Here is a 19,287-nt window from a genome sequence, read left to right as displayed (position 1 = left end):
CGGCCATTGGGGGAACCTTCCAGAAAAGCGGCGTAGCTTTTAGGGATGGACGACAAACAGTCCGCCCCGCGGGAGCGCCCGAAGTCACCACTGGAGATGTTGGACGCCGTGCCGGACTCGCTGCTGCGGCGGTTGAAGCAGTATTCGGGAAGGCTGTCCACCGAGGCCGTTTCGGCCATGCACGAGCGGCTGCCGTTCTTCGCCGACCTGGAAGCCTCGCAGCGCGCCAGCGTCGCGCTGGTGGTGCAGACGGCGGTGGTCAACTTCGTCGAGTGGATGCAGGACCCGCACAGCAACGTCAGCTACACCGCACAGGCCTTCGAGCTGGTCCCGCAGGACCTGACCAGGCGCATCGCGCTGCGCCACACCGTGGACATGGTGCGGGTCACCATGGAGTTCTTCGAAGAAGTGGTGCCGCTGCTGGCCCGCTCCGAAGAGCAGCTGACCGCGCTGACCGTGGGCATCCTGAAGTACAGCCGCGATCTGGCCTTCACCGCCGCCACCGCCTACGCCGACGCCGCCGAGGCGCGTGGCGCCTGGGACAGCCGGATGGAGGCCAGCGTCGTCGACGCCATTGTGCGCGGGGACACCGGCCCCGAACTGCTGTCCAGAGCCGCCGCGCTGAACTGGGACACCACCGCACCGGCCACGGTGGTGGTGGGCACTCCGGGACCCGGCCGCGACGGGGTCGACAGCGACAGCGAGCGGGCCAGCCAGGACGTCCGCGACATCGCCGCCCGACACGGCCGGGCGGCCCTCACCGACGTGCACGGCACCTGGCTGGTGGCCATCGTCTCCGGTCAGTTGACCCCCACCGACAAGTTCTTGAAGGAACTTCTGGAGGCGTTCTCCGACGGCCCGGTGGTGATCGGCCCGACCGCACCGATGCTGACCGCGGCCTACCACAGCGCCAGCGAGGCCATCTCCGGGATGAACGCCGTCGCCGGCTGGCGTGGTGCGCCGCGCCCCGTTCTGGCCCGTGAGCTGCTGCCTGAGCGGGCCTTGATGGGGGACGCATCGTCGATCGTGGCCCTGCACACCGATGTCATGCGCCCGCTGGCCGACGCCGGACCCACCCTCGTCGAAACCTTGGACGCTTTCTTAGATTCCGGCGGCGCGATTGAGGCCTGTGCCAGGAAGTTGTTCGTTCATCCAAACACGGTGCGGTACCGATTGAAGCGGATCACCGACTTCACCGGCCGCGATCCCACCCAACCACGGGATGCGTACGTGCTGCGCGTGGCGGCGACGGTGGGCCAGCTGAACTATCCAACGCATCCCGCTGGCGCCACCACTATTTCCATCCCGCCGCTTCCGTCCCCGGTCAGAGCGGGTATTGTCGCGCCTTCCGGCCGATAGTGATTTAGCCAACAGATCGCGGGTGTGTCTCAAACATGTAGCTTACGGAGCTATTTTGTAGGAGGTATACAAAAACCTAAGACGAGGTTCATAATCTGTTACACCCCGTAAAAGCGTCTTCACAGTGTTCTCTTAGACACGTGATTGCATTGCTTGCGCCCGGACAGGGCTCCCAGAGCGAGGGAATGCTGTCGCCGTGGTTGGAACTACCCGGCGCCGCAGACCAGATCGCCGCCTGGTCGAAGGCCAGCGGCCTGGACCTGGCACGGCTGGGTACCACCGCGTCGACCGAGGAAATCACTGACACCGCGATCGCCCAACCGTTGATCGTGGCGGCCACGCTGCTCGCTCACCAGGAGCTGACCAGGCGCGGGCTGCTCGCCGGCCAGGACACCATCGTGGCGGGTCACTCCGTGGGAGAGATCGCCGCCTACGCCATCGCCGGCGTACTGGCCGCCGATGACGCCGTCATGCTGGCCGCCACCCGTGGCGCGGAGATGGCCAAGGCCTGTGCCGCCGAACCGACGGGGATGTCCGCGGTGCTCGGCGGCGACGAGACCGAGGTGCTCACCCGACTCGACCAACTCGACCTGGTCCCGGCCAATCGCAACGCCGCCGGTCAGATTGTCGCGGCCGGACGGTTGACCGCACTGGAGAAACTCGCCGAGGACCCGCCGGCCAAGGCCCGGGTGCGCGCGCTGGGTGTCGCCGGCGCCTTCCACACCGAGTTCATGGCTCCGGCCCTGGACGGGTACGCCGCAGCCGCAGCCGGCATCGCCACCGCCGAGCCCACCACCGTGCTGTTGTCCAACTACGACGGCAAGCCGGTCGCCGACGCCGCCGCGGCGATGTCGTCCCTGGTTTCTCAACTGACCCGGCCGGTGCGCTGGGATCTGTGCACCGCGACTCTCGGTCAGCACGGAGTCACGGCGATCGTGGAGTTCCCGCCCGCGGGCACTCTGACCGGGATCGCCAAACGCGAACTTCGGGGGGTTCCGACGCGAGCCGTCAAGTCACCCGCAGATCTGGACGAGCTGGCGAATCTCTAGCCGCCCGCTCCCGCCAGAAGAATCAACAGCACGTCAAATCGGTTTACACACAACATATTACGAAGGGAACTAACTGTGGCCGTCAGTCAGGAAGAAATCATCGCCGGTATCGCCGAGATCATCGAAGAGGTCACCGGCATCGAGCCCTCCGAGGTCACCCCGGAGAAGTCGTTCGTCGACGACCTGGACATCGACTCGCTGTCGATGGTCGAGATCGCTGTGCAGACCGAGGACAAGTACGGCGTGAAGATCCCGGACGAGGACCTCGCCGGTCTGCGTACCGTCGGTGACGTCGTCGCCTACATCCAGAAGCTCGAGGAAGAGAACCCCGAGGCCGCCGAGGCGCTGCGCGCCAAGCTGGAGACCGAGAACCCCGAGGCGGTCGCCAACGTCAAGTCCAGGCTGGAAGCGGACAGCAAGTGACCAAGCCTTCCACTGCTAATGGCGGTTACCCCAGCGTTGTGGTAACCGCCGTCGCGGCGACGACATCGGTCGCGCCGGACATCGAGAGCACGTGGAAGGGTCTGTTAGCCGGCGAGAGCGGCATCCACGTCCTCGAAGACGAGTTCGTCACCAAATGGGACCTACCGGCCAAAATCGGTGGGCACCTGAAGGAACCCGTCGACACCCACATGGGACGTCTCGACCTGCGGCGCATGTCGTACGTTCAGCGGCTGGCCAAATTGCTCAGCGGGCAGCTGTGGGAGACCGCGGGCGCACCCGAGGTCGATCCCGATCGCTTCAGCGTCGTGGTCGGCACCGGCCTGGGTGGCGCCGAGCGGATCGTGGAGAGCTACGACCTGATGAACGAGGGCGGCCCCCGCAAGGTGTCGCCGCTCGCCGTTCAGATGATCATGCCCAACGGCGCCGCGGCGGTGGTGGGCCTGCAGCTCGGGGCGCGTGGCGGGGTGATCACTCCGGTGTCAGCCTGTTCCTCGGGTTCGGAGGCCATCGCCCACGCGTGGCGCCAAATCGTCATGGGCGATGCGGATTTCGCCGTCTGCGGCGGGGTCGAAGGGCCCATCGAGGCGCTGCCCATCGCGGCGTTCTCGATGATGCGGGCCATGTCGACGCGTAACGACGAGCCAGAGCGCGCGTCGCGACCGTTCGACAAGGACCGGGACGGCTTCGTGTTCGGCGAGGCCGGGGCACTGATGATCATCGAGACCGAGGAGCACGCCAAGGCTCGCGGCGCCAAGCCGCTGGCCCGGTTGATGGGTGCCGGTATCACCTCGGACGCCTTCCACATGGTGGCGCCCGCTGCCGACGGTGTACGCGCCGGCCGGGCGATGCAGCGTGCGATGGAGCTGGCGGGCTTGTCCCCCGACGACATCGACCACGTCAATGCGCACGGAACCGCGACACCGATCGGTGACGCGGCAGAGGCCAACGCAATCCGGGTAGCCGGTTGCGAGAAGGCCGCAGTTTATGCGCCGAAATCGGCGCTCGGGCACTCGATCGGCGCCGTCGGCGCGCTCGAATCGGCGCTCACGGTGCTGACCCTTCGGGACGGTGTCATCCCACCGACACTCAATTACGAGACCCCCGACCCGGAGATCGACCTTGATGTAGTCGCGGGTGAGCCTCGCTACGGCGAGTACCGCTACGCCATCAACAACTCGTTCGGGTTCGGCGGTCACAACGTGGCGCTCGCGTTTGGGCGCTACTGAAGCTGAATAGTGGTGAGTCGCGTGTCCCGGCACGGCCGGGCTCGCGATCACCATTAGCACGGAAGGAACAGTGGCACAGGCCATGACAGAGCTGGTTACCGGGAAATCATTCCCGAATGTGGTCGTTACCGGCATTGCCATGACGACCGCCTTGGCAACCGACGCCGAGAACACCTGGAAGTGTTTGCTCGACGGCCAAAGTGGCATTCGCACCCTCGAGGATTCGTTCGTCGAGGAGTTCGACCTGCCGGTCCGGATCGGCGGACACCTGTTGGAGTCATTTGACGACCAACTGACGCGAATCGAGTTGCGTCGCACGGGCTACCTGCAGCGGATGTCCACCATCATGGGCCGGCGGGTGTGGGAGAACGCCGGTTCGCCGGAAGTCGACACCAACCGGTTGATGGTCTCCATCGGCACCGGCCTGGGCTCGGCCGAGGAGCTGGTTTTCGGTTACGACGAGATGCGCACGCGCGGCTTCCGGGCGGTCTCTCCGTTGACGGTGCAGAAGTACATGCCCAACGGGGCCGCCGCGGCGGTGGGCCTGGAACGGCAGGCCAAGGCCGGGGTGATGACGACGATCTCGGCGTGCGCGTCCGGCGCCGAGGGCATCGCGCACGCGTGGCAGCAGATTGTGCTCGGCGAAGCCGACATGGCGATCTGCGGCGGCGTGGAAACCAAGATCGAGGCGGTGCCGATCGCCGGCTTCGCCAACATGCGCATCGTGCTGTCCACCAACAACGACGATCCGGCCGGTGCGTGTCGGCCGTTCGACAAAGACCGCAACGGGTTCGTGTTCGGCGAGGCGGCTGCGCTGATGGTGATCGAGACCGAGGAGCACGCCAAGGCGCGCGGGGCGAACATCCTGGCCCGCATCATGGGGGCCAGCATCACCTCGGACGGCTTCCACATGGTGGCGCCTGACCCCAACGGCGTTCGCGCGGGGCATGCGATCTCGCGGGCGATCCAGCTGGCGGGTCTCACCCCGGCCGACATCGGCCACGTCAACGCGCACGCCACCGGCACTCAAGTCGGTGACGTGGCGGAGGGCAAGGCCATCAACAACGCGCTCGGCAGCCACCGGCCGGCGGTCTTCGCACCCAAGGGTGCGCTCGGCCACTCGGTGGGCGCGGTCGGCGCGGTGGAGTCCATCTTGACCGTGCTGGCGTTGCGGGACCAGGTGATTCCACCGACGTTGAACCTGGTCAACCAGGATCCGGAGATCGATCTGGATGTGGTGGCCGGCAAGCCGCGGTCGGGCAACTTCAACTACGCGATCAACAACTCGTTCGGATTCGGCGGTCACAACGTGGCGATCGCCTTCGGGCGCTACTGATCGGCACCTCAAGGAAACGCCAAGCTTCGTCGGATAAACAGAGCATCACCCGGAGACTAGGAGACCCGCGATGACAATCATGGCCCCCGAGGCGGTTGGCGAGTCGCTCGACCCTCGCGATCCGCTGTTGCGTCTGAACAACTTCTTCGACGACGGCAGCGTGGAACTGCTGCACGAGCGGGACCGGTCCGGTCTGCTCGCTGCGGCGGGGACGGTCAACGGTGTCCGCACCATCGCGTTCTGCACCGACGGAACCGTGATGGGTGGCGCCATGGGCACCGAGGGTTGCCAGCACATCGTCAACGCCTATGACACCGCCATCGAAGAGCAGAGCCCGATCGTGGGCATCTGGCACTCCGGCGGTGCCCGGCTGGCCGAGGGTGTGCGGGCGCTGCACGCGGTCGGCACGGTGTTCGAAGCGATGATCCGGGCGTCGGGTTACATTCCGCAGATCTCGGTAGTCGTCGGCTTCGCCGCCGGCGGTGCCGCCTACGGTCCGGCCCTGACCGATGTGATCGTGATGGCTCCGGAGAGCCGGGTGTTCGTCACCGGCCCCGACGTGGTGCGCAGTGTCACCGGCGAGGACGTCGACATGGCGTCGTTGGGCGGTCCGGAGACACACCACAAGAAGTCCGGCGTGTGCCACATCGTCGCCGACGACGAACTCGACGCTTATCAGCGTGGTCGCGAGCTGGTCGGATTGTTCTGCCAGCAAGGGCATTTCGACCGCAGCAAGGCCGAAGCAGGCGACACCGACATCAAAGCGCTGCTGCCGGAGTCGGCCCGTCGCGCCTACGACGTGCATCCGATCGTGACCGCGATCCTGGACGACAACGCGCCGTTCGCCGAGTTCCAGGCCAAGTGGGCACCGTCCATCGTCGTTGGGCTCGGCCGGTTGTCGGGCCGGACGGTGGGTGTGATCGCCAACAATCCGCTGCGGCTGGGCGGCTGCCTGAACTCCGAAAGTGCCGAGAAGGCAGCGCGTTTCGTGCGGTTGTGCGATGCATTCGGCATTCCGCTGGTGGTTATCGTGGACGTGCCGGGCTACCTTCCCGGTGTCGACCAGGAGTGGGGTGGCGTGGTCCGCCGCGGCGCCAAGCTGCTGCACGCGTTCGGTGAGTGCACCGTGCCGCGGGTCACCCTGGTCACGCGAAAGATCTACGGCGGGGCCTACATCGCGATGAACTCCCGCTCGCTGAACGCCACCAAGGTGTTCGCCTGGCCCGACGCTGAGGTTGCGGTCATGGGGGCGAAGGCAGCCGTCGGCATCCTGCACAAGCGCAAGCTGGCCGCCGCGCCGGAGCACGAGCGCGAGGCGCTGCACAACGAGCTGGCCGCCGAGCACGAGCGCATCGCCGGTGGGGTGGACAGCGCGATCGACATCGGTGTGGTGGACGAGAAGATCGACCCGTCGCACACCCGCAGCAAGCTCACTGAGGCGCTGGCCCAGGCCCCCGCTCGCCGCGGTCGGCACAAGAACATCCCGCTGTAAACTCCCCCGCCTCCCCCGCCACTCCCGCCACTCCCGCCTCTCCCGCGAGCAGACGCAGAATCGCACGTTTTCCGGTGAAAACGTGCGATTCTGCGTCTGCTCACCAGCAATCCCCAGCGGTGACTGGCTCTCGCGAAACGGCTGCCTCAGGCTTTCGCTGTGCACTCCGAGGCGATATCGCTTGCTCGAAAGATCAGGCGGGTTCGCCACCACTAAACAACTGCTGACGGTCATGACTCGCCAACAGCTTGATGTGCAAGTCAAGAATGGCGGACTCGTTCGCTTGTGGTACGGCGTCTACGCAGCACAGCAGCCAGATCTGTTGGGCCGCCTGGCAGCACTTGACATGTTTATGGGACGGAAAGCTGTCCCATGCTTGGGCACAGCAGCGGCGTTATACGGGTTCGACACCGAAAACACTGTCGCGATACACGTTCTCGATCCTGGCGTGCGAATGCGTCCCACCGTCGGTCTGATGGTTCATCAACGCCACGGCGCCCGATTGGATTCGGTCGCAGGACGTCTGGCAACCGCCCCCGCCTGGACAGCCGTCGAGGTCGCAAGGCAACTACGCCGGCCGCGAGCTCTAGCGACTCTGGATGCCGCATTGCACTCAAAACAGTGCACGCGCAACGAAATTGAGATCGCCGTCGCCGAACAGCGCGGGCGCCGAGGCATCGTCGCGGTGCGCGAACTACTGCCCTTCACCGATGGACGCGCCGAATCGGCAATGGAAAGTGAAGCTCGGTTGGCCATGATCGACAACGGGCTGCCGGTTCCCGAACTTCAATATCCGATCTACGGTCGCGACGGCGAACTGTGGCGAGTCGACTTTGCTTGGCCGCAAGCGCGGGTCGCGGCCGAGTACGAGAGTATCGACTGGCATGCAGGGCGCACCGAGATGCTCAACGACAAGGTGCGCTCCGCGGGGATCCAGGAGGTCGGGTGGACGATTGTCCCGATCGTGATCACCGACGTCCGGCGCCAACCGCGCCGCATGGTCGAGCGCATCGCTAGTCACCTGAGACGCGCAGAAATCGCCAGCTGAAGGGGCCCCAGCCTCGCCGAGCAGACGCAGAATCGCACGCGGGGTACCCGCGTCGTGCGATTCTGCGTCTGCTCGCCAAAAGGGGCTAACCCACCAGCGCGCGGGCCTCTTCCTCGGTCTCGACCGACGGACCGGAGCCGGGCAGCGGTTTGCCGGCGACTTCCGGGGTGAACAGCAGAGTGATCACACCCACCAACCCCGCGGCCATCAGCATGTAGGCCGGCACCATCGTGTCGCCGGTGCTGGATATGAGCGCTTGGGCGATCAGCGGCGTGATGCCACCGACGGTGGATATCGACAGGTTGTAGGAGATGGCCAGCGCGCCGTAGCGCACCTTGGTGGGAAACAGCGCGGGCAGAGCCGACGGCGTCGTGCTGTCGAAACACAGTTCCATCAGTCCGACCAACAGCACGCCGCCGAAGATCACCGGATAAATGCCGCCGGAGCGCATCAGCAGAAACGCAGGGATCGAGGCCACGATCAACAGGACGCAGCCTGTCCGCATGATGGGTTTGACGCCGATCCGATCAGACAACCGGGCGACCAACACGATGGTCGCCATCAAAATCGCCAGGGTAGTCACGATCATCACCAGTGCGGCTGTTTCACTAACGTGCACAACGGTTTTCAGGTAAGTCGGCAGGTAGCCGGTCACCATGAAATCGGCGACTTGCGACGTCAGCACCAGCGCGGCGCAGATCAGCATCGGCCGCCATTGCTCCACCACGGTGCGACGGAACTGGCTGCCTTCTTCCGTGGCTTCCGCGCGCTCGTTCAGTTGCTTGAATGCCGGGGATTCGTCCAACCGCAGCCGCATGTACAGCGCGATCAAACCCAGCGGCGCGGCCAGCAGCAGTGGAACCCGCCAACCCCAGGCCAGCCAGTCGTCCTCAGGCAGCCAGGCCTGCAGCCCGGTCACCAGGAATCCGGCGAACACGAAACCGATCAAGTTGCCCAACGGCAGGAAACCGACCAGCATGCCGCGCTTGCGGTCCGGTGCCTGCTCCACCAGATAGGTCATCGCGCCGACGAATTCGCCACCGGTGGACAGCCCCTGAAACACCCGGGCGACGATAAGCAATATCGGCGCCCAGATGCCGATCGCGCTGTAACCCGGAAGTAGACCGCTCATCGTCGTACCGGCCGTCATCATCAGGATCGTGATCACCAGCACCCGCTTGCGCCCGATCCGGTCGCCGAGCGGACCAAAGATCATGCCGCCGATCGGACGTACCACGAACGCTGCTGCCAAGGTGCCGAACGTGGCCAGCAGGTGCACCGCGCTGACACTGTTGCCGGGGTAGAACACCTGCGCGATCGTGGTGGCTATATAGCCGTAGACCCCGAAGTCGTACCACTCCATCACGTTTCCGATCGCGGTGCCCGTGATGGCCTGCTTCATCGCAGCCGGATCGGTGACGGTGATCTCGTCGCGCGACCATCGGCGGCTCCCGGAGGTCTTCATCGAAACCTTTCGTACCCGAACCGCGCGGGATTGAACCCGCTAGTCCACGGCTGCCAGGAACTCCTGCGCAACCGCCAGTGCCTTCGCGCGGTCGCGTGGCACCAGACCGATCCGGGTGCGCCGATCCAGGATGTCGTCGACACCGAGCGCACCCTCGTGCGTCACCGCGTACTCGAACTCGGCCCGGGTCACGTCGATCCCCTCGGCAACCGGTTCGGTTGGCCGCTCACACGTGGCGGTCGAGACGACGTTCGCCGCCTCGGCTCCGTAGCGCGCCACCAGCGATTTCGGCAGTCCAGCACCGGGTCCGGCCGGGCCCGGGTTGGTGGGGGCGCCGATCAGCGGCAAGTTGCGCGTGCGGCACGGACCGGCGTGCAGGTTTCGCACGCTGATCGCCCGGTTCAGCACATCCTCTGCCATGTACCGGTATTCGGTCAGCTTGCCGCCAACCACGCTGACCACTCCGCTCGGTGACTCGAAAATGGCATGGTCGCGCGACACATCTGCGGTTCTGCCGCCGCCGGTGTCGATCAGCGGCCGCAGACCGGCATAGGACCCGATGACGTCGGACGGCGCGACCTTGGTCCCCAGTGCGGTGTTCACCGTGTCCAGCAGGAACGAAACTTCCTGCGAAGAAGGTTGTGGCACATCGGGAATCGGGCCGGGCGCGTCCTCGTCAGTCAGTCCGAGGTAGATGCGGCCGAGTTGCTCGGGCATCGCGAACACAAATCTGTTGAGTTCACCCGGTATCGGAATGGTCAGCGCCGCTGTCGGATTGCCGAACGAAGCCGCATCGAAAACCAGATGCGTTCCGCGACTTGGCCGTAATGTCAGCGCCGGGTCGATGTCGCCACCCCATACCCCCGCCGCGTTGATCACTGCCCCGGCGCGCACCTCGAACGACTGTCCGCTGCGCCGATCGGTCAGCCGCACCGTGTTGGCCGTCGCCTCCGATGCCGCGACATGGGTCAGGATGCGCGCCCCGTGTTGCGCTGCGGTGCGCGCGACGGCGGTGACCAGCCGGGCGTCGTCGATCAATTGCCCGTCGTAATTGAGGAAGCCACCCGCCAAACCGTCCTGCTGCACCGTCGGCGCCAGCTCCACGACCCGCCGTGCCGAGATTCGGCGCGACCGGGGCAGCGTCGACGACGAGGTTCCGGCCAATATTCGCAGCGCGTCACCCGCCAGGAAGCCGACGCGGACCAGCGCCCGGTTGGAGTGTTTCATCGCCGGCAGCAGCGGGACGAGTTGCGGCATCGCGTGCACGAGGTGAGGAGCGTTGCGCGCCATCAGGATTCCCCGCTCGACCGCACTGCGGCGGGCGATGCCCACGTTGCCGCTGGCCAGGTAACGCAGACCACCGTGCACCAACTTCGAACTCCACCGGCTGGTGCCGAACGCCAGGTCGTGCTTTTCCACCAGCACCGTGCGCAACCCCCGGGACGCGGCGTCCAGCGCGATACCCGTCCCGGTGATGCCGCCGCCGATGACCACGACGTCGATCCCGGCACCATCGGCGAGGGCCTGTAGGTCGCCGGTTCGTCGGGCGGCGTTGAGCGCGGTCAGGTTCTGCATCAGGACAGGTATCCGTTCAGTGTGTAGGTGAGCTGGGTGGCAAGCGCTGCGTCGTCCAGGATGGGTTTGACGATGTCGGCGGACTGGATGGTCGATTGCGCGATCAGCAGGATCATGGTCGCGAACTGGCGCGGATCGCCTGGGCGGACGCTGCCCTCCTGCTGCGCTGCTTCCAGTCGCTTCGTCAGTCCCTCGATCAGGAACTGCTGGCTGGTGCCCAGTCGCTCGGTGATGTAGACGCGCGCCAATTCGGAGTGCATCACCGACATGATCAGGTCGTCTCGACGCAGCCGGTCGGTCACTGCGACAACCTGCCTCACCAGAGACTGACGATCGTCGCCGTCGAACGGCACGTCCCGCATCACGTCGGTGATGTGGTTGGTCAACAAGGTCGACATGATCGACTGCGTGTCGGGCCAGCGGCGATACACGGTCGGGCGGCTCACCCCGGCGCGCCGGGCGATCTCGGCCAGAGTCACCCGATCGGCGCCGTAATCGACCACACAGCTCGCCGCCGCCGCCAGTATGCGATCCCCCGCATCCACCGAGGAGTCGTTACTCATTGACAGCATGTGTAATACTGTAACGCATGACGCACGCTGAGGAATACCTTCCGCCGATGAAATGGAACGCGTGGGGGGATCCCGCGGCGGCCAAACCGCTCTCAGACGGAATCCGGTCTATGCTCAAACAGGTTGTCGGACTTGAGGATTCGCAAGAATCCGAACTCGGCCTCGACGAGGTTCGGTTGCGCCCGTCGGCCTTGACGCAAGCTGACCAGGACGGCCTGGCCAAGATCGTCGGCGCCGAGTACTTCCGCACCGGGGACCACGACCGGGTGCTGCGGGCCGGCGGCAAGTCCACTCCCGACATGTTGCGCCGCAAAGACCGGGGCCTCCAGGATGCGCCCGATGCGGTGCTACTGCCCGGCGACGACGACTCGATCGCCGAAATACTGCGCTACTGCTCCGACCACGGCATCGCGGTCGTCCCCTTCGGCGGCGGCACCAACGTCACCGGTGGGCTGGATCCCACCCGCGGTCGGTTCAACGCGGTGATCTCGCTGGATCTGCGCCGGTTCAACGAGCTGCACTCCCTCGACGAAGTGTCGGGCATCGCCGAACTGGGCGGCGGCGTCACGGGGCCGGAAGCCGAACGCCTGCTGGGTGAACATGGCTTCTCACTGGGACACTTTCCGCAGAGTTTCGAGTACGCCACCATCGGCGGTTTCGCGGCGACCCGGTCTTCGGGTCAGGATTCGGCCGGCTACGGGCGGTTCAACGACATGATCCTGGGTTTGCGGATGGTGACACCGGTAGGCACCTGGGATCTCGGCCGGGTGGCGGCGTCGGCGGCCGGGCCGGATCTGCGCCAGCTGGCGATCGGCTCGGAAGGCACCCTGGGCGTCATCACCAAGGTCCGGTTGCGGGTGCACCGGGTGCCCGAGACCACCCGCTACGAGGCCTGGTCGTTCCCCGACTTCGCCACCGGCGTCGCAGCGTTGCGCGCCATCACCCAGACCGGCACCGGACCGACCGTCGTGCGACTCTCCGACGAGGCCGAGACGGGTGTCAGCCTGGCCACCCATGAAACGATCGGCGAAAACCAGAACACCGGCGGCTGCCTGGGACTGACCCTGTTCGAAGGAACCGAAGAACACACCGCAAGCCGGCACGCCGAGACCCGCGCTCTGCTGGAAGCCCACGGTGGCACGTCGCTGGGCGCCGAACCCGCCCGGGCCTGGGAGCACGGTCGGTTCAGCGCGCCGTACCTGCGCGATTCGCTGCTGGCCGCCGGCGCGCTGTGTGAGACGCTGGAGACCGCCACCGACTGGTCCAATATCCCGGCGCTGAAAACCGCTGTCACCGAAGCGATTACGAATTCACTGGCCGACTCGGGCAGCCCCGCACTGGTGATGTGCCACGTGTCGCACGTCTATCCGACGGGTGCGTCGCTGTACTTCACCGTGGTCGCGGGGCAACGTGGCAACCCGATCGAGCAGTGGTGGGCCGCCAAGAAGGCCGCCTGCGATGCCATCATGGCCACCGGCGGAACCATCACTCACCATCATGCGGTTGGTGCCGACCACCGGGCCTGGATGCGCGACGAGGTGGGTGAGCTGGGTGTCGAGCTGTTGCGCGCGATCAAAGCGACCCTGGATCCCGCCGGAATCCTCAATCCGGGCAAGCTGATTCCATGACCCGAGACAAGCCGGCCATCGGCCGGTTGGGTACGCGCGAGATCAACAAGGTCACCGCGCTGACCAATCCGTTGTCCGGGCACGGCGCCGCCGTCGAGGCGTCGCAGCGTGCGATCGCCCGGTTACACCATCGCGGTGTGGAAGTCATCGAGATCGTCGGCGAGAACGCCGAGGACGCCCGGTATCTGCTGGCCGCGGCCGTCGAAAAGGGCACCGATGCGGTCGTGGTCACCGGTGGAGACGGCGTCATCAGCAATGCGCTGCAGGTGCTCGCCGAGAGCGATGTGCCGTTGGGCATTGTCCCGGCCGGCACCGGCAACGACCATGCCCGCGAATTCGGTATCCCGACAAAGGATCCCGAGGCCGCGGCGGACATCGTGGTAGCCGGGTGCACGGAAACCGTTGACCTGGGCCGGATCACAGGTCGTGGCGGCGGTAGAGACTCGGTCAAGTGGTTCGGTACCGTGGCGGCGACGGGATTCGATTCGCTGGTGACCGACCGTGCCAACCGGATGACGTGGCCGCACGGCCGGATGCGGTATTACCTCGCGATGCTCGCCGAACTGTCCCAATTGCGCCTGTTGCCTTTCCGGCTGGTTCTCGACGGCAGGCAGGAGATCGAGGCCGACCTCACCATGACCGCCTTCGGCAACACCCGCAGCTACGGCGGCGGTATGTTGATCTGCCCCAACGCCGATCGCGGCGACGGCCTGCTGGATCTGACCATGGTCAGATCGCAGTCGCGCACCAGGCTGATCCGTTTCTTCCCGACCGCCATCAAGGGTACCCACGTGCAACTCGACGACGTGACGACGGCCCGGGCCAAGACCGTGGAAGTCGAGTGCCCCGGCATCAACGTCTACGCCGATGGGGACTTCGCCTGCCCGTTGCCCGCCGAGATCTGCGCGGTGCCGGCCGCACTGCAAGTGTTGCGACCCAAGCAGGTGTAACGAGCGGGTCACCGCACGCGAAGTCTCTGGCATGTCGAGTTTCGGTAGGACCGCGTTGATCGGTTCGGCAGCCGTATTGGCCTCGCCATTCCTGGCGCCTGCGGCTCAGGCGGGCGAAGTGGCGTCCTGGAACGGTGAATACGTCATGGTACTCAGCGCAAACGCGAAGTCCGGCACCAGCATTGCGGCCGGACAGAACGAATCTGCACACCGCAGCACCGTCTCCCTGACCTCGAGTTGCTCGGCGGGTGTCTGCATGGCCACCGTCATCAACCCGTCGCCACCGAAGAGCGAATTCATGCCGAAGACCGTCGAATTCACCTGGAACGGGGCCCAGTGGGTGCGCGAAATGACGTGGAAGTGGGACTGCCTCCTGCCCGACGGCAGCGTCGAATACGCTCCCGCAAAGTCGATCACGGTGTACACGCCGGGGCAATACGGCATCCTCACCGGTGTGTTCCATACCGACATCGCCAGCGGCGCATGCGCGGGCAACGTCGACATCCCGGTGTCGGCGAAACCCGTTGAAACACCGGTCGGATGAGGGCGAGCTGTTAGCCCACGCCCCGGCTGAGCCAGGTCACTTCACCGCTGTCGCCGCCGTCGCGATACGCCTCGAGCGCTTCGTCCCAGGCTGTACCCAGCACCGAATCCAATTCAGCGGCAAGGGTATCGGCGCCCTGGGCCATCATCGTCCGCAGTCGCATCTCCCCGACCATGATGTCGCCATTGGCGCTCATCGTCCCGCTCCACAAACCGAGCTGCGGGGTATGGCTGAACCGGTGGCCGTCGACGCCGGGACTGGGATCCTCGGTCACCTCGAACCGCAACACCGACCACGAGCGCAATGCGTTCGCCAACCGGGCCCCCGTCCCCACCGGCCCCACCCAGTTGGTGACAGCGCGCAACTGCCCGGGCATGGCCGGCTGCGGGGTCCACACCAGGTTCGCCTTGGCCTGCAGGGTCGACGACAACGCCCACTCCACGTGTGGGCACACCGCCGCGGGCGAGGCGTGCACGTACACCACACCGGCCGTAACGTCGGCAAACTGATTCGACGCACGCATGTTTTGCTCCTTCGGTTCCACGAGGGACGTCTTCCCCAACGACCTGGTGAACTCGATAGAGCAATTATTCGTGTGTCTTGCGTGTCTATTGTGCCTTGTGATGCCTATGTTGCGCTAGTGTGCATTTTCCCCGGCGGCCTGCTCGGCCAGTACCGCGTCGGAAAGCGCTGGCCACAGCTCTAGCGCCCAGTCCCCGAAGTCCCGGTCGGTGAGCACCACCAGCGCTACGTCCGCCGCCGGATCCACCCAGATGAAGCCGCCGGATTGACCGAAGTGGCCGTAGCTGCGCGCCGAGTTGCGCCCACCCGTCCAGTGCGGTGACTTCGAGTCCCGCAGTTCGAAGCCCAACCCCCAGTCGTTGGGGCGCTGGGAACCGTATCCGGGCAACACCCCGTTGAGGCCGGGAAACTGCACGGTGATCGCGTCGTCGTGCATCTGCGCCGACACCGTTGCCGGACGCAGCAGGTCGCCGGCGAACAGCACCAGATCATCGACGGTGGAACCCGCCCCGAACCCGGCCTCGGCCGCGCCACCGTCCAGCCGGGTACTGGTCATGCCCAACGGTTCGCACACCGCCTCAGTCAGGTAACGGGTGAACTCGATCCCCGACTCCTGCTCGATCGTCTCGGCCAGCACCGCGAACCCGTAGTTGGAGTAGATCCGGCGGGCACCGGGTTTGGCCAGCACATCGCCGGTGAGCATGGCCAGTCCCGATGCGTGCGCGAGTAGGTGACGCACGGTGGACCCCGGCGGTCCGGCTTCGGTATCGAGGTCGACGACGCCTTCCTCGACAGCGATCTGCACGGCGCGCGCCACCAACGGCTTGGTCACCGACGCCAGCGCGAACTCGCGCGCGGTGTCTCCGTGCGTCACCAGCACCCCGTCCGGCCCGACGACCGCTGCGGCGGCGTGCGGGACGGGCCAGTCGGCCAGCGCGTCCAGGGCCGCGGTCATTTACGGGCGATGTAGAAGATGTTGAACGGGTCCGACTCGATCTCGGTCACCTGTACCTCGCCGAATCCCGCATCGGTCAACATCGACGTGGCGAGTTGATGTCCCCACGCAGTGCCCAGCCCGTCGCCGTCGAGCGCCAGTGAGACAGTCATGCAGTGCATGGTCGAAACGGTGTAGAGGTACGTGCTTCTCGGTACCCCCACGTTGTCCTCCAGTCGGCTGGAGGCTTTGACGTCGGCCACCAGCAGGACGCCGCCGGGGCGCAGTGCCCGGTAGATATTGGCCAGCACCTGGGCCGGGTGGGCCTGGTCGTGGATGGTGTCGAAGGCGGTGATGACGTCGTAGGCATCGACCTTGTCCAGCCGGGTCAGGTCGTGGCTTTCGAAGTTCACGTTGGCCAGGCCCAGCCGCTCGGCTTCGGCGCGGCCGGCGGCCAGGGCCTGTTCGGAGAAGTCGATTCCGGTGCAGCGGCTGGCCGGGAATGCCTGCGCCATCAGATTGACGGCGTGGCCGCTGCCGCAGCCGAAGTCGGCGACCTCAGCGCCCGCGCGCAACCGCTCCGGCAGGCCTTCGACGATGGGGAGCACCACGTCGATCAGGGCCCCGTCGAACACCTCGCCACTCATTTCGGCCATCACCTTGTGGAACCGCGGATATTCGCGGTAGGGCACGCCGCCACCGGAGCGGAAGCAGTCGATGACTTTCTGTTCAACCTCACCGAGCAGCGACACGAACTGGGTGACCCGGGCGATGTTGTTCAGGCCGGCAGCCCGGGTCAACGCCGCGGCGCGGGACGCGGGTAGCAGATAAGTCGCCGCGACGGGGTCGTACTCGACGACGTGCCCGGTGGTCATCCCGGCGAGCCATTCCCGGACGTAGCGTTCGTTGAGACCGGCGGCCTCGGCGATCTGAGCGCTGGTCGAGGGCGGCAAATCGGCCATGACGTCGAGCAGTCCGGTCTGGTGGCCGACGCTGAGCAGGATCGCCAGTCCCGCGCTGTCGATCACCTCAACCATCCGCTCGGTGAATTCCTGCGTGGTTTCGGCTGTCGTCACGCACAGCGACGCTACACCTCAGCGTGGGCGCACACCGGGTACTCCGCACCCGGTGGCTGACAGTAGTTTGAACGCATGAGTCAGACAGTGCGCGGCGTGATTTCGCGGTCAAAGGGCCAGCCCGTCGAGGTGGTCGACATCGTCATTCCGGACCCCGGACCCGGCGAGGTCGTCGTCGATATCACGGCCTGCGGCGTGTGCCACACCGACCTGACTTACCGCGAGGGCGGCATCAACGACGAGTATCCGTTCCTGCTCGGCCACGAGGCAGCGGGCACGGTCGAGGCAGTCGGCCCCGGCGTCACCGCCGTCGAGCCGGGTGATTTCGTGGTGCTGAATTGGCGTGCGGTATGCGGCCAGTGCCGGGCTTGCAAGCGCGGGCGGCCGCACCTGTGCTTCGACACGTTCAACGCCGAGCAGAAGATGACGCTCACCGACGGCACCGAGCTGACCCCCGCGCTCGGCATCGGGGCGTTCGCCGACAAGACGTTGGTGGCCGCCGGCCAGTGCACCAAGGTCGACTCCGCCGCCGATCCTGCCGTGGCCGGCCTGTTGGGCTGCGGGGTGATGGCCGGCATCGGCGCGGCGATCAACACCGGCGGGGTGACCCGCGACGACACCGTCGCGGTGATCGGCTGCGGCGGTGTGGGAGACGCGGCAATCGCCGGCGCCGCGCTGGTCGGTGCACGAACGATCATCGCGGTGGACACCGACAGCACCAAATTGGATTGGGCGCGCGAGTTCGGTGCCACCCACACCGTGAACGCCCGCGAGGTGGACGTGGTGGAGACGATTCAAGACCTGACCGACGGATTCGGTGTCAATGTAGTGATTGACGCTGTCGGCCGGCCCGAGACGTGGAAGCAGGCTTTCTACGCGCGCGATCTGGCCGGCACGGTCGTGCTGGTGGGGGTGCCGACGCCCGACATGCGTCTGGAGATGCCGCTGGTGGACTTCTTCTCCCGCGGCGGGTCGCTGAAGTCGTCGTGGTACGGCGACTGCCTGCCCGAGCGCGACTTTCCCACCCTGATCGATCTGTTCCTGCAGGGCCGGCTGCCGCTGGACAAGTTTGTCTCCGAACGAATCGGGTTAGAAGACATCGAGGAGGCTTTCGACAAGATGCATGGTGGCAAGGTTCTGCGCTCGGTGGTGGTGCTGTAGTGGTTTCCATCGATCGCGTGGTCACCCACGGCACCTTCGAACTCGACGGCGGCAGCTGGGAAGTCGACAACAACATCTGGCTCGTCGGCGACAACTCCAATGTCATCGTGTTCGACGCCGCGCACGATGCAGCGCCGATCGTGGAGGCGGTCGACGGCCGGCATGTGATCGCGGTGGTGTGCACGCACGGACACAACGACCACGTGACTGTGGCGCCAGAGCTCGGCGAAGCACTCGACGCACCGGTGCTGCTGCATCCAGCCGATGCAGTGCTGTGGCGAATGACGCACCCCGACAAAGCATTTCGGGACATCTCCGATGACGAAACGTTGACCGTGAGCGGAACGGAACTGCGGGCCCTGCACACCCCCGGCCACTCCCCCGGGTCGGTGTGCTGGTACGCCCACGATCTGGGCGTGGTGTTCAGCGGCGACACGCTGTTCTCCGGCGGACCGGGCGCAACCGGGCGTTCCTACTCGAGTTTTCCCACCATCCTGCAGTCGATTTCCGAGCAGCTCGGCACACTACCCGGCGAGACCGTGGTGCACACCGGTCACGGTGACGACACGACGATCGGCGACGAGATCGTCAATTACGAGGAGTGGGTCGCCCGCGGACATTGATGTTTCTCCGCCCAGAACTCGGGTTCGGTCAGTGCCCACGGATCTCGCAGTGCCGCAAGTGTTTTCGGCCTTTCGACCCGGACACCGTCGGCGCTCGGCCGCGAAGGCGCCGGCGGGAGGAAATTGGCGGGGGCGGGACCGAATAGCGGCGACTCGGGGCGACAGCCGTCGGCAGCGCGCCAGCCACCCGATCGACACCGCGAGGCCAGCAGAGCCAGGGTCCCCGCGCGGGATCGGCACCACGAAGGGGACACTGGTGGCACGCGAAACCCACCAGCGGGAA

Annotated in this window: 18 protein-coding genes; 12 read left to right on the top strand and 6 right to left on the bottom strand. The window is 66.1% G+C overall.

Features of this window, described 5'->3' with window-relative positions; all coding sequences use genetic code 11:
* The first annotated feature begins 45 nt into the window (after positions 1 to 45).
* From AC5Y6Y_RS01145 to AC5Y6Y_RS01115, 7 genes are all read left to right on the top strand, one after another.
* On the top strand, positions 46 to 1,359 hold the full coding sequence (locus AC5Y6Y_RS01145; RefSeq protein WP_499929028.1) for a PucR family transcriptional regulator: 1,314 nt from the start codon (positions 46 to 48) through the stop codon (positions 1,357 to 1,359).
* 140 nt (positions 1,360 to 1,499) lie between these two features.
* A complete protein-coding gene (locus tag AC5Y6Y_RS01140) occupies positions 1,500 to 2,408 on the top strand; it encodes an ACP S-malonyltransferase (RefSeq protein ID WP_463824562.1) in 909 nt (302 codons plus the stop codon).
* Positions 2,409 to 2,483: 75 nt separating this feature from the next.
* Complete coding sequence (acpM, locus tag AC5Y6Y_RS01135) at positions 2,484 to 2,831, top strand: meromycolate extension acyl carrier protein AcpM (RefSeq protein WP_463824563.1); 348 nt, start codon at positions 2,484 to 2,486, stop codon at positions 2,829 to 2,831.
* Positions 2,828 to 4,078 carry a 3-oxoacyl-ACP synthase KasA gene (gene kasA, locus AC5Y6Y_RS01130; RefSeq protein WP_499929026.1) on the top strand — a complete coding sequence of 417 codons (1,251 nt, stop codon included), beginning with the start codon at positions 2,828 to 2,830 and terminating at the stop codon, positions 4,076 to 4,078. The genes acpM and kasA overlap by 4 nt, the downstream gene beginning before the upstream one ends.
* Before the next feature lie 82 nt (positions 4,079 to 4,160).
* Complete coding sequence (gene kasB, locus AC5Y6Y_RS01125) at positions 4,161 to 5,414, top strand: 3-oxoacyl-ACP synthase KasB (RefSeq protein WP_463824565.1); 1,254 nt, start codon at positions 4,161 to 4,163, stop codon at positions 5,412 to 5,414.
* 70 nt (positions 5,415 to 5,484) lie between these two features.
* A complete protein-coding gene (locus AC5Y6Y_RS01120) occupies positions 5,485 to 6,906 on the top strand; it encodes an acyl-CoA carboxylase subunit beta (protein ID WP_463824566.1) in 1,422 nt (473 codons plus the stop codon).
* 181 nt (positions 6,907 to 7,087) lie between these two features.
* On the top strand, positions 7,088 to 7,954 hold the full coding sequence (locus tag AC5Y6Y_RS01115) for a type IV toxin-antitoxin system AbiEi family antitoxin (RefSeq protein WP_499929023.1): 867 nt from the start codon (positions 7,088 to 7,090) through the stop codon (positions 7,952 to 7,954).
* A gap of 85 nt (positions 7,955 to 8,039) precedes the next feature.
* Here the strand turns inward: AC5Y6Y_RS01115 and AC5Y6Y_RS01110 are convergent, their stop codons facing one another.
* The 3 genes from AC5Y6Y_RS01110 to AC5Y6Y_RS01100 form a co-directional block, all read right to left on the bottom strand.
* Positions 8,040 to 9,356 (bottom strand): MFS transporter, encoded by a 1,317-nt coding sequence (locus AC5Y6Y_RS01110; protein ID WP_463824921.1) that lies wholly within the window; start codon positions 9,354 to 9,356, stop codon positions 8,040 to 8,042.
* 102 nt (positions 9,357 to 9,458) lie between these two features.
* Positions 9,459 to 10,994, bottom strand: a complete 1,536-nt coding sequence (locus AC5Y6Y_RS01105; RefSeq protein ID WP_499929021.1) for a glycerol-3-phosphate dehydrogenase/oxidase — start codon at positions 10,992 to 10,994, stop codon at positions 9,459 to 9,461.
* Positions 10,994 to 11,566, bottom strand: coding sequence for a TetR/AcrR family transcriptional regulator (locus tag AC5Y6Y_RS01100; protein WP_499922917.1), 573 nt, complete (start codon positions 11,564 to 11,566; stop codon positions 10,994 to 10,996). Before AC5Y6Y_RS01100 ends, AC5Y6Y_RS01105 begins: the two co-directional genes overlap by 1 nt.
* Before the next feature lie 47 nt (positions 11,567 to 11,613).
* Between AC5Y6Y_RS01100 and AC5Y6Y_RS01095 the strand changes: the two genes are divergently transcribed.
* The 3 genes from AC5Y6Y_RS01095 to AC5Y6Y_RS01085 are packed head-to-tail and all read left to right on the top strand — an operon-like array spanning position 11,614 to position 14,688.
* Positions 11,614 to 13,194 carry an FAD-binding oxidoreductase gene (locus AC5Y6Y_RS01095; RefSeq protein WP_499929328.1) on the top strand — a complete coding sequence of 527 codons (1,581 nt, stop codon included), beginning with the start codon at positions 11,614 to 11,616 and terminating at the stop codon, positions 13,192 to 13,194.
* The gene (locus AC5Y6Y_RS01090) at positions 13,191 to 14,144 is read left to right on the top strand and encodes a diacylglycerol kinase (RefSeq protein WP_499929019.1); all 954 of its coding nucleotides are present in this window, start codon (positions 13,191 to 13,193) and stop codon (positions 14,142 to 14,144) included. Before AC5Y6Y_RS01095 ends, AC5Y6Y_RS01090 begins: the two co-directional genes overlap by 4 nt.
* Positions 14,062 to 14,688 carry an Rv2253 family sensor-like surface protein gene (locus tag AC5Y6Y_RS01085; protein ID WP_499929017.1) on the top strand — a complete coding sequence of 209 codons (627 nt, stop codon included), beginning with the start codon at positions 14,062 to 14,064 and terminating at the stop codon, positions 14,686 to 14,688. Before AC5Y6Y_RS01090 ends, AC5Y6Y_RS01085 begins: the two co-directional genes overlap by 83 nt.
* Positions 14,689 to 14,698: 10 nt before the next feature.
* Here AC5Y6Y_RS01085 and AC5Y6Y_RS01080 read toward each other — a convergent pair whose 3' ends face one another.
* From AC5Y6Y_RS01080 to AC5Y6Y_RS01070, 3 genes are all read right to left on the bottom strand, one after another.
* Positions 14,699 to 15,211: a DUF3145 domain-containing protein gene (locus AC5Y6Y_RS01080; RefSeq protein WP_499929015.1), complete on the bottom strand. Its 513-nt coding sequence runs from the start codon at positions 15,209 to 15,211 to the stop codon at positions 14,699 to 14,701.
* Between the two features lie 114 nt (positions 15,212 to 15,325).
* Complete coding sequence (locus AC5Y6Y_RS01075) at positions 15,326 to 16,165, bottom strand: serine hydrolase domain-containing protein (protein WP_499929013.1); 840 nt, start codon at positions 16,163 to 16,165, stop codon at positions 15,326 to 15,328.
* Complete coding sequence (locus AC5Y6Y_RS01070) at positions 16,162 to 17,181, bottom strand: class I SAM-dependent methyltransferase (protein ID WP_499929326.1); 1,020 nt, start codon at positions 17,179 to 17,181, stop codon at positions 16,162 to 16,164. Before AC5Y6Y_RS01070 ends, AC5Y6Y_RS01075 begins: the two co-directional genes overlap by 4 nt.
* 114 nt (positions 17,182 to 17,295) lie before the next feature.
* On the opposite strand from AC5Y6Y_RS01070, the gene AC5Y6Y_RS01065 reads away from it, so the two are divergent.
* Positions 17,296 to 18,381: an S-(hydroxymethyl)mycothiol dehydrogenase gene (locus AC5Y6Y_RS01065; RefSeq protein WP_463824574.1), complete on the top strand. Its 1,086-nt coding sequence runs from the start codon at positions 17,296 to 17,298 to the stop codon at positions 18,379 to 18,381.
* A complete protein-coding gene (locus AC5Y6Y_RS01060) occupies positions 18,381 to 19,004 on the top strand; it encodes an MBL fold metallo-hydrolase (protein WP_463824575.1) in 624 nt (207 codons plus the stop codon). Before AC5Y6Y_RS01065 ends, AC5Y6Y_RS01060 begins: the two co-directional genes overlap by 1 nt.
* The last annotated feature ends 283 nt before the right edge of the window (positions 19,005 to 19,287 follow it).

This window comes from Mycobacterium sp. NGS24, assembly GCF_059813065.1.
This window is presented reverse-complemented; position numbering and strand designations above follow the sequence as displayed.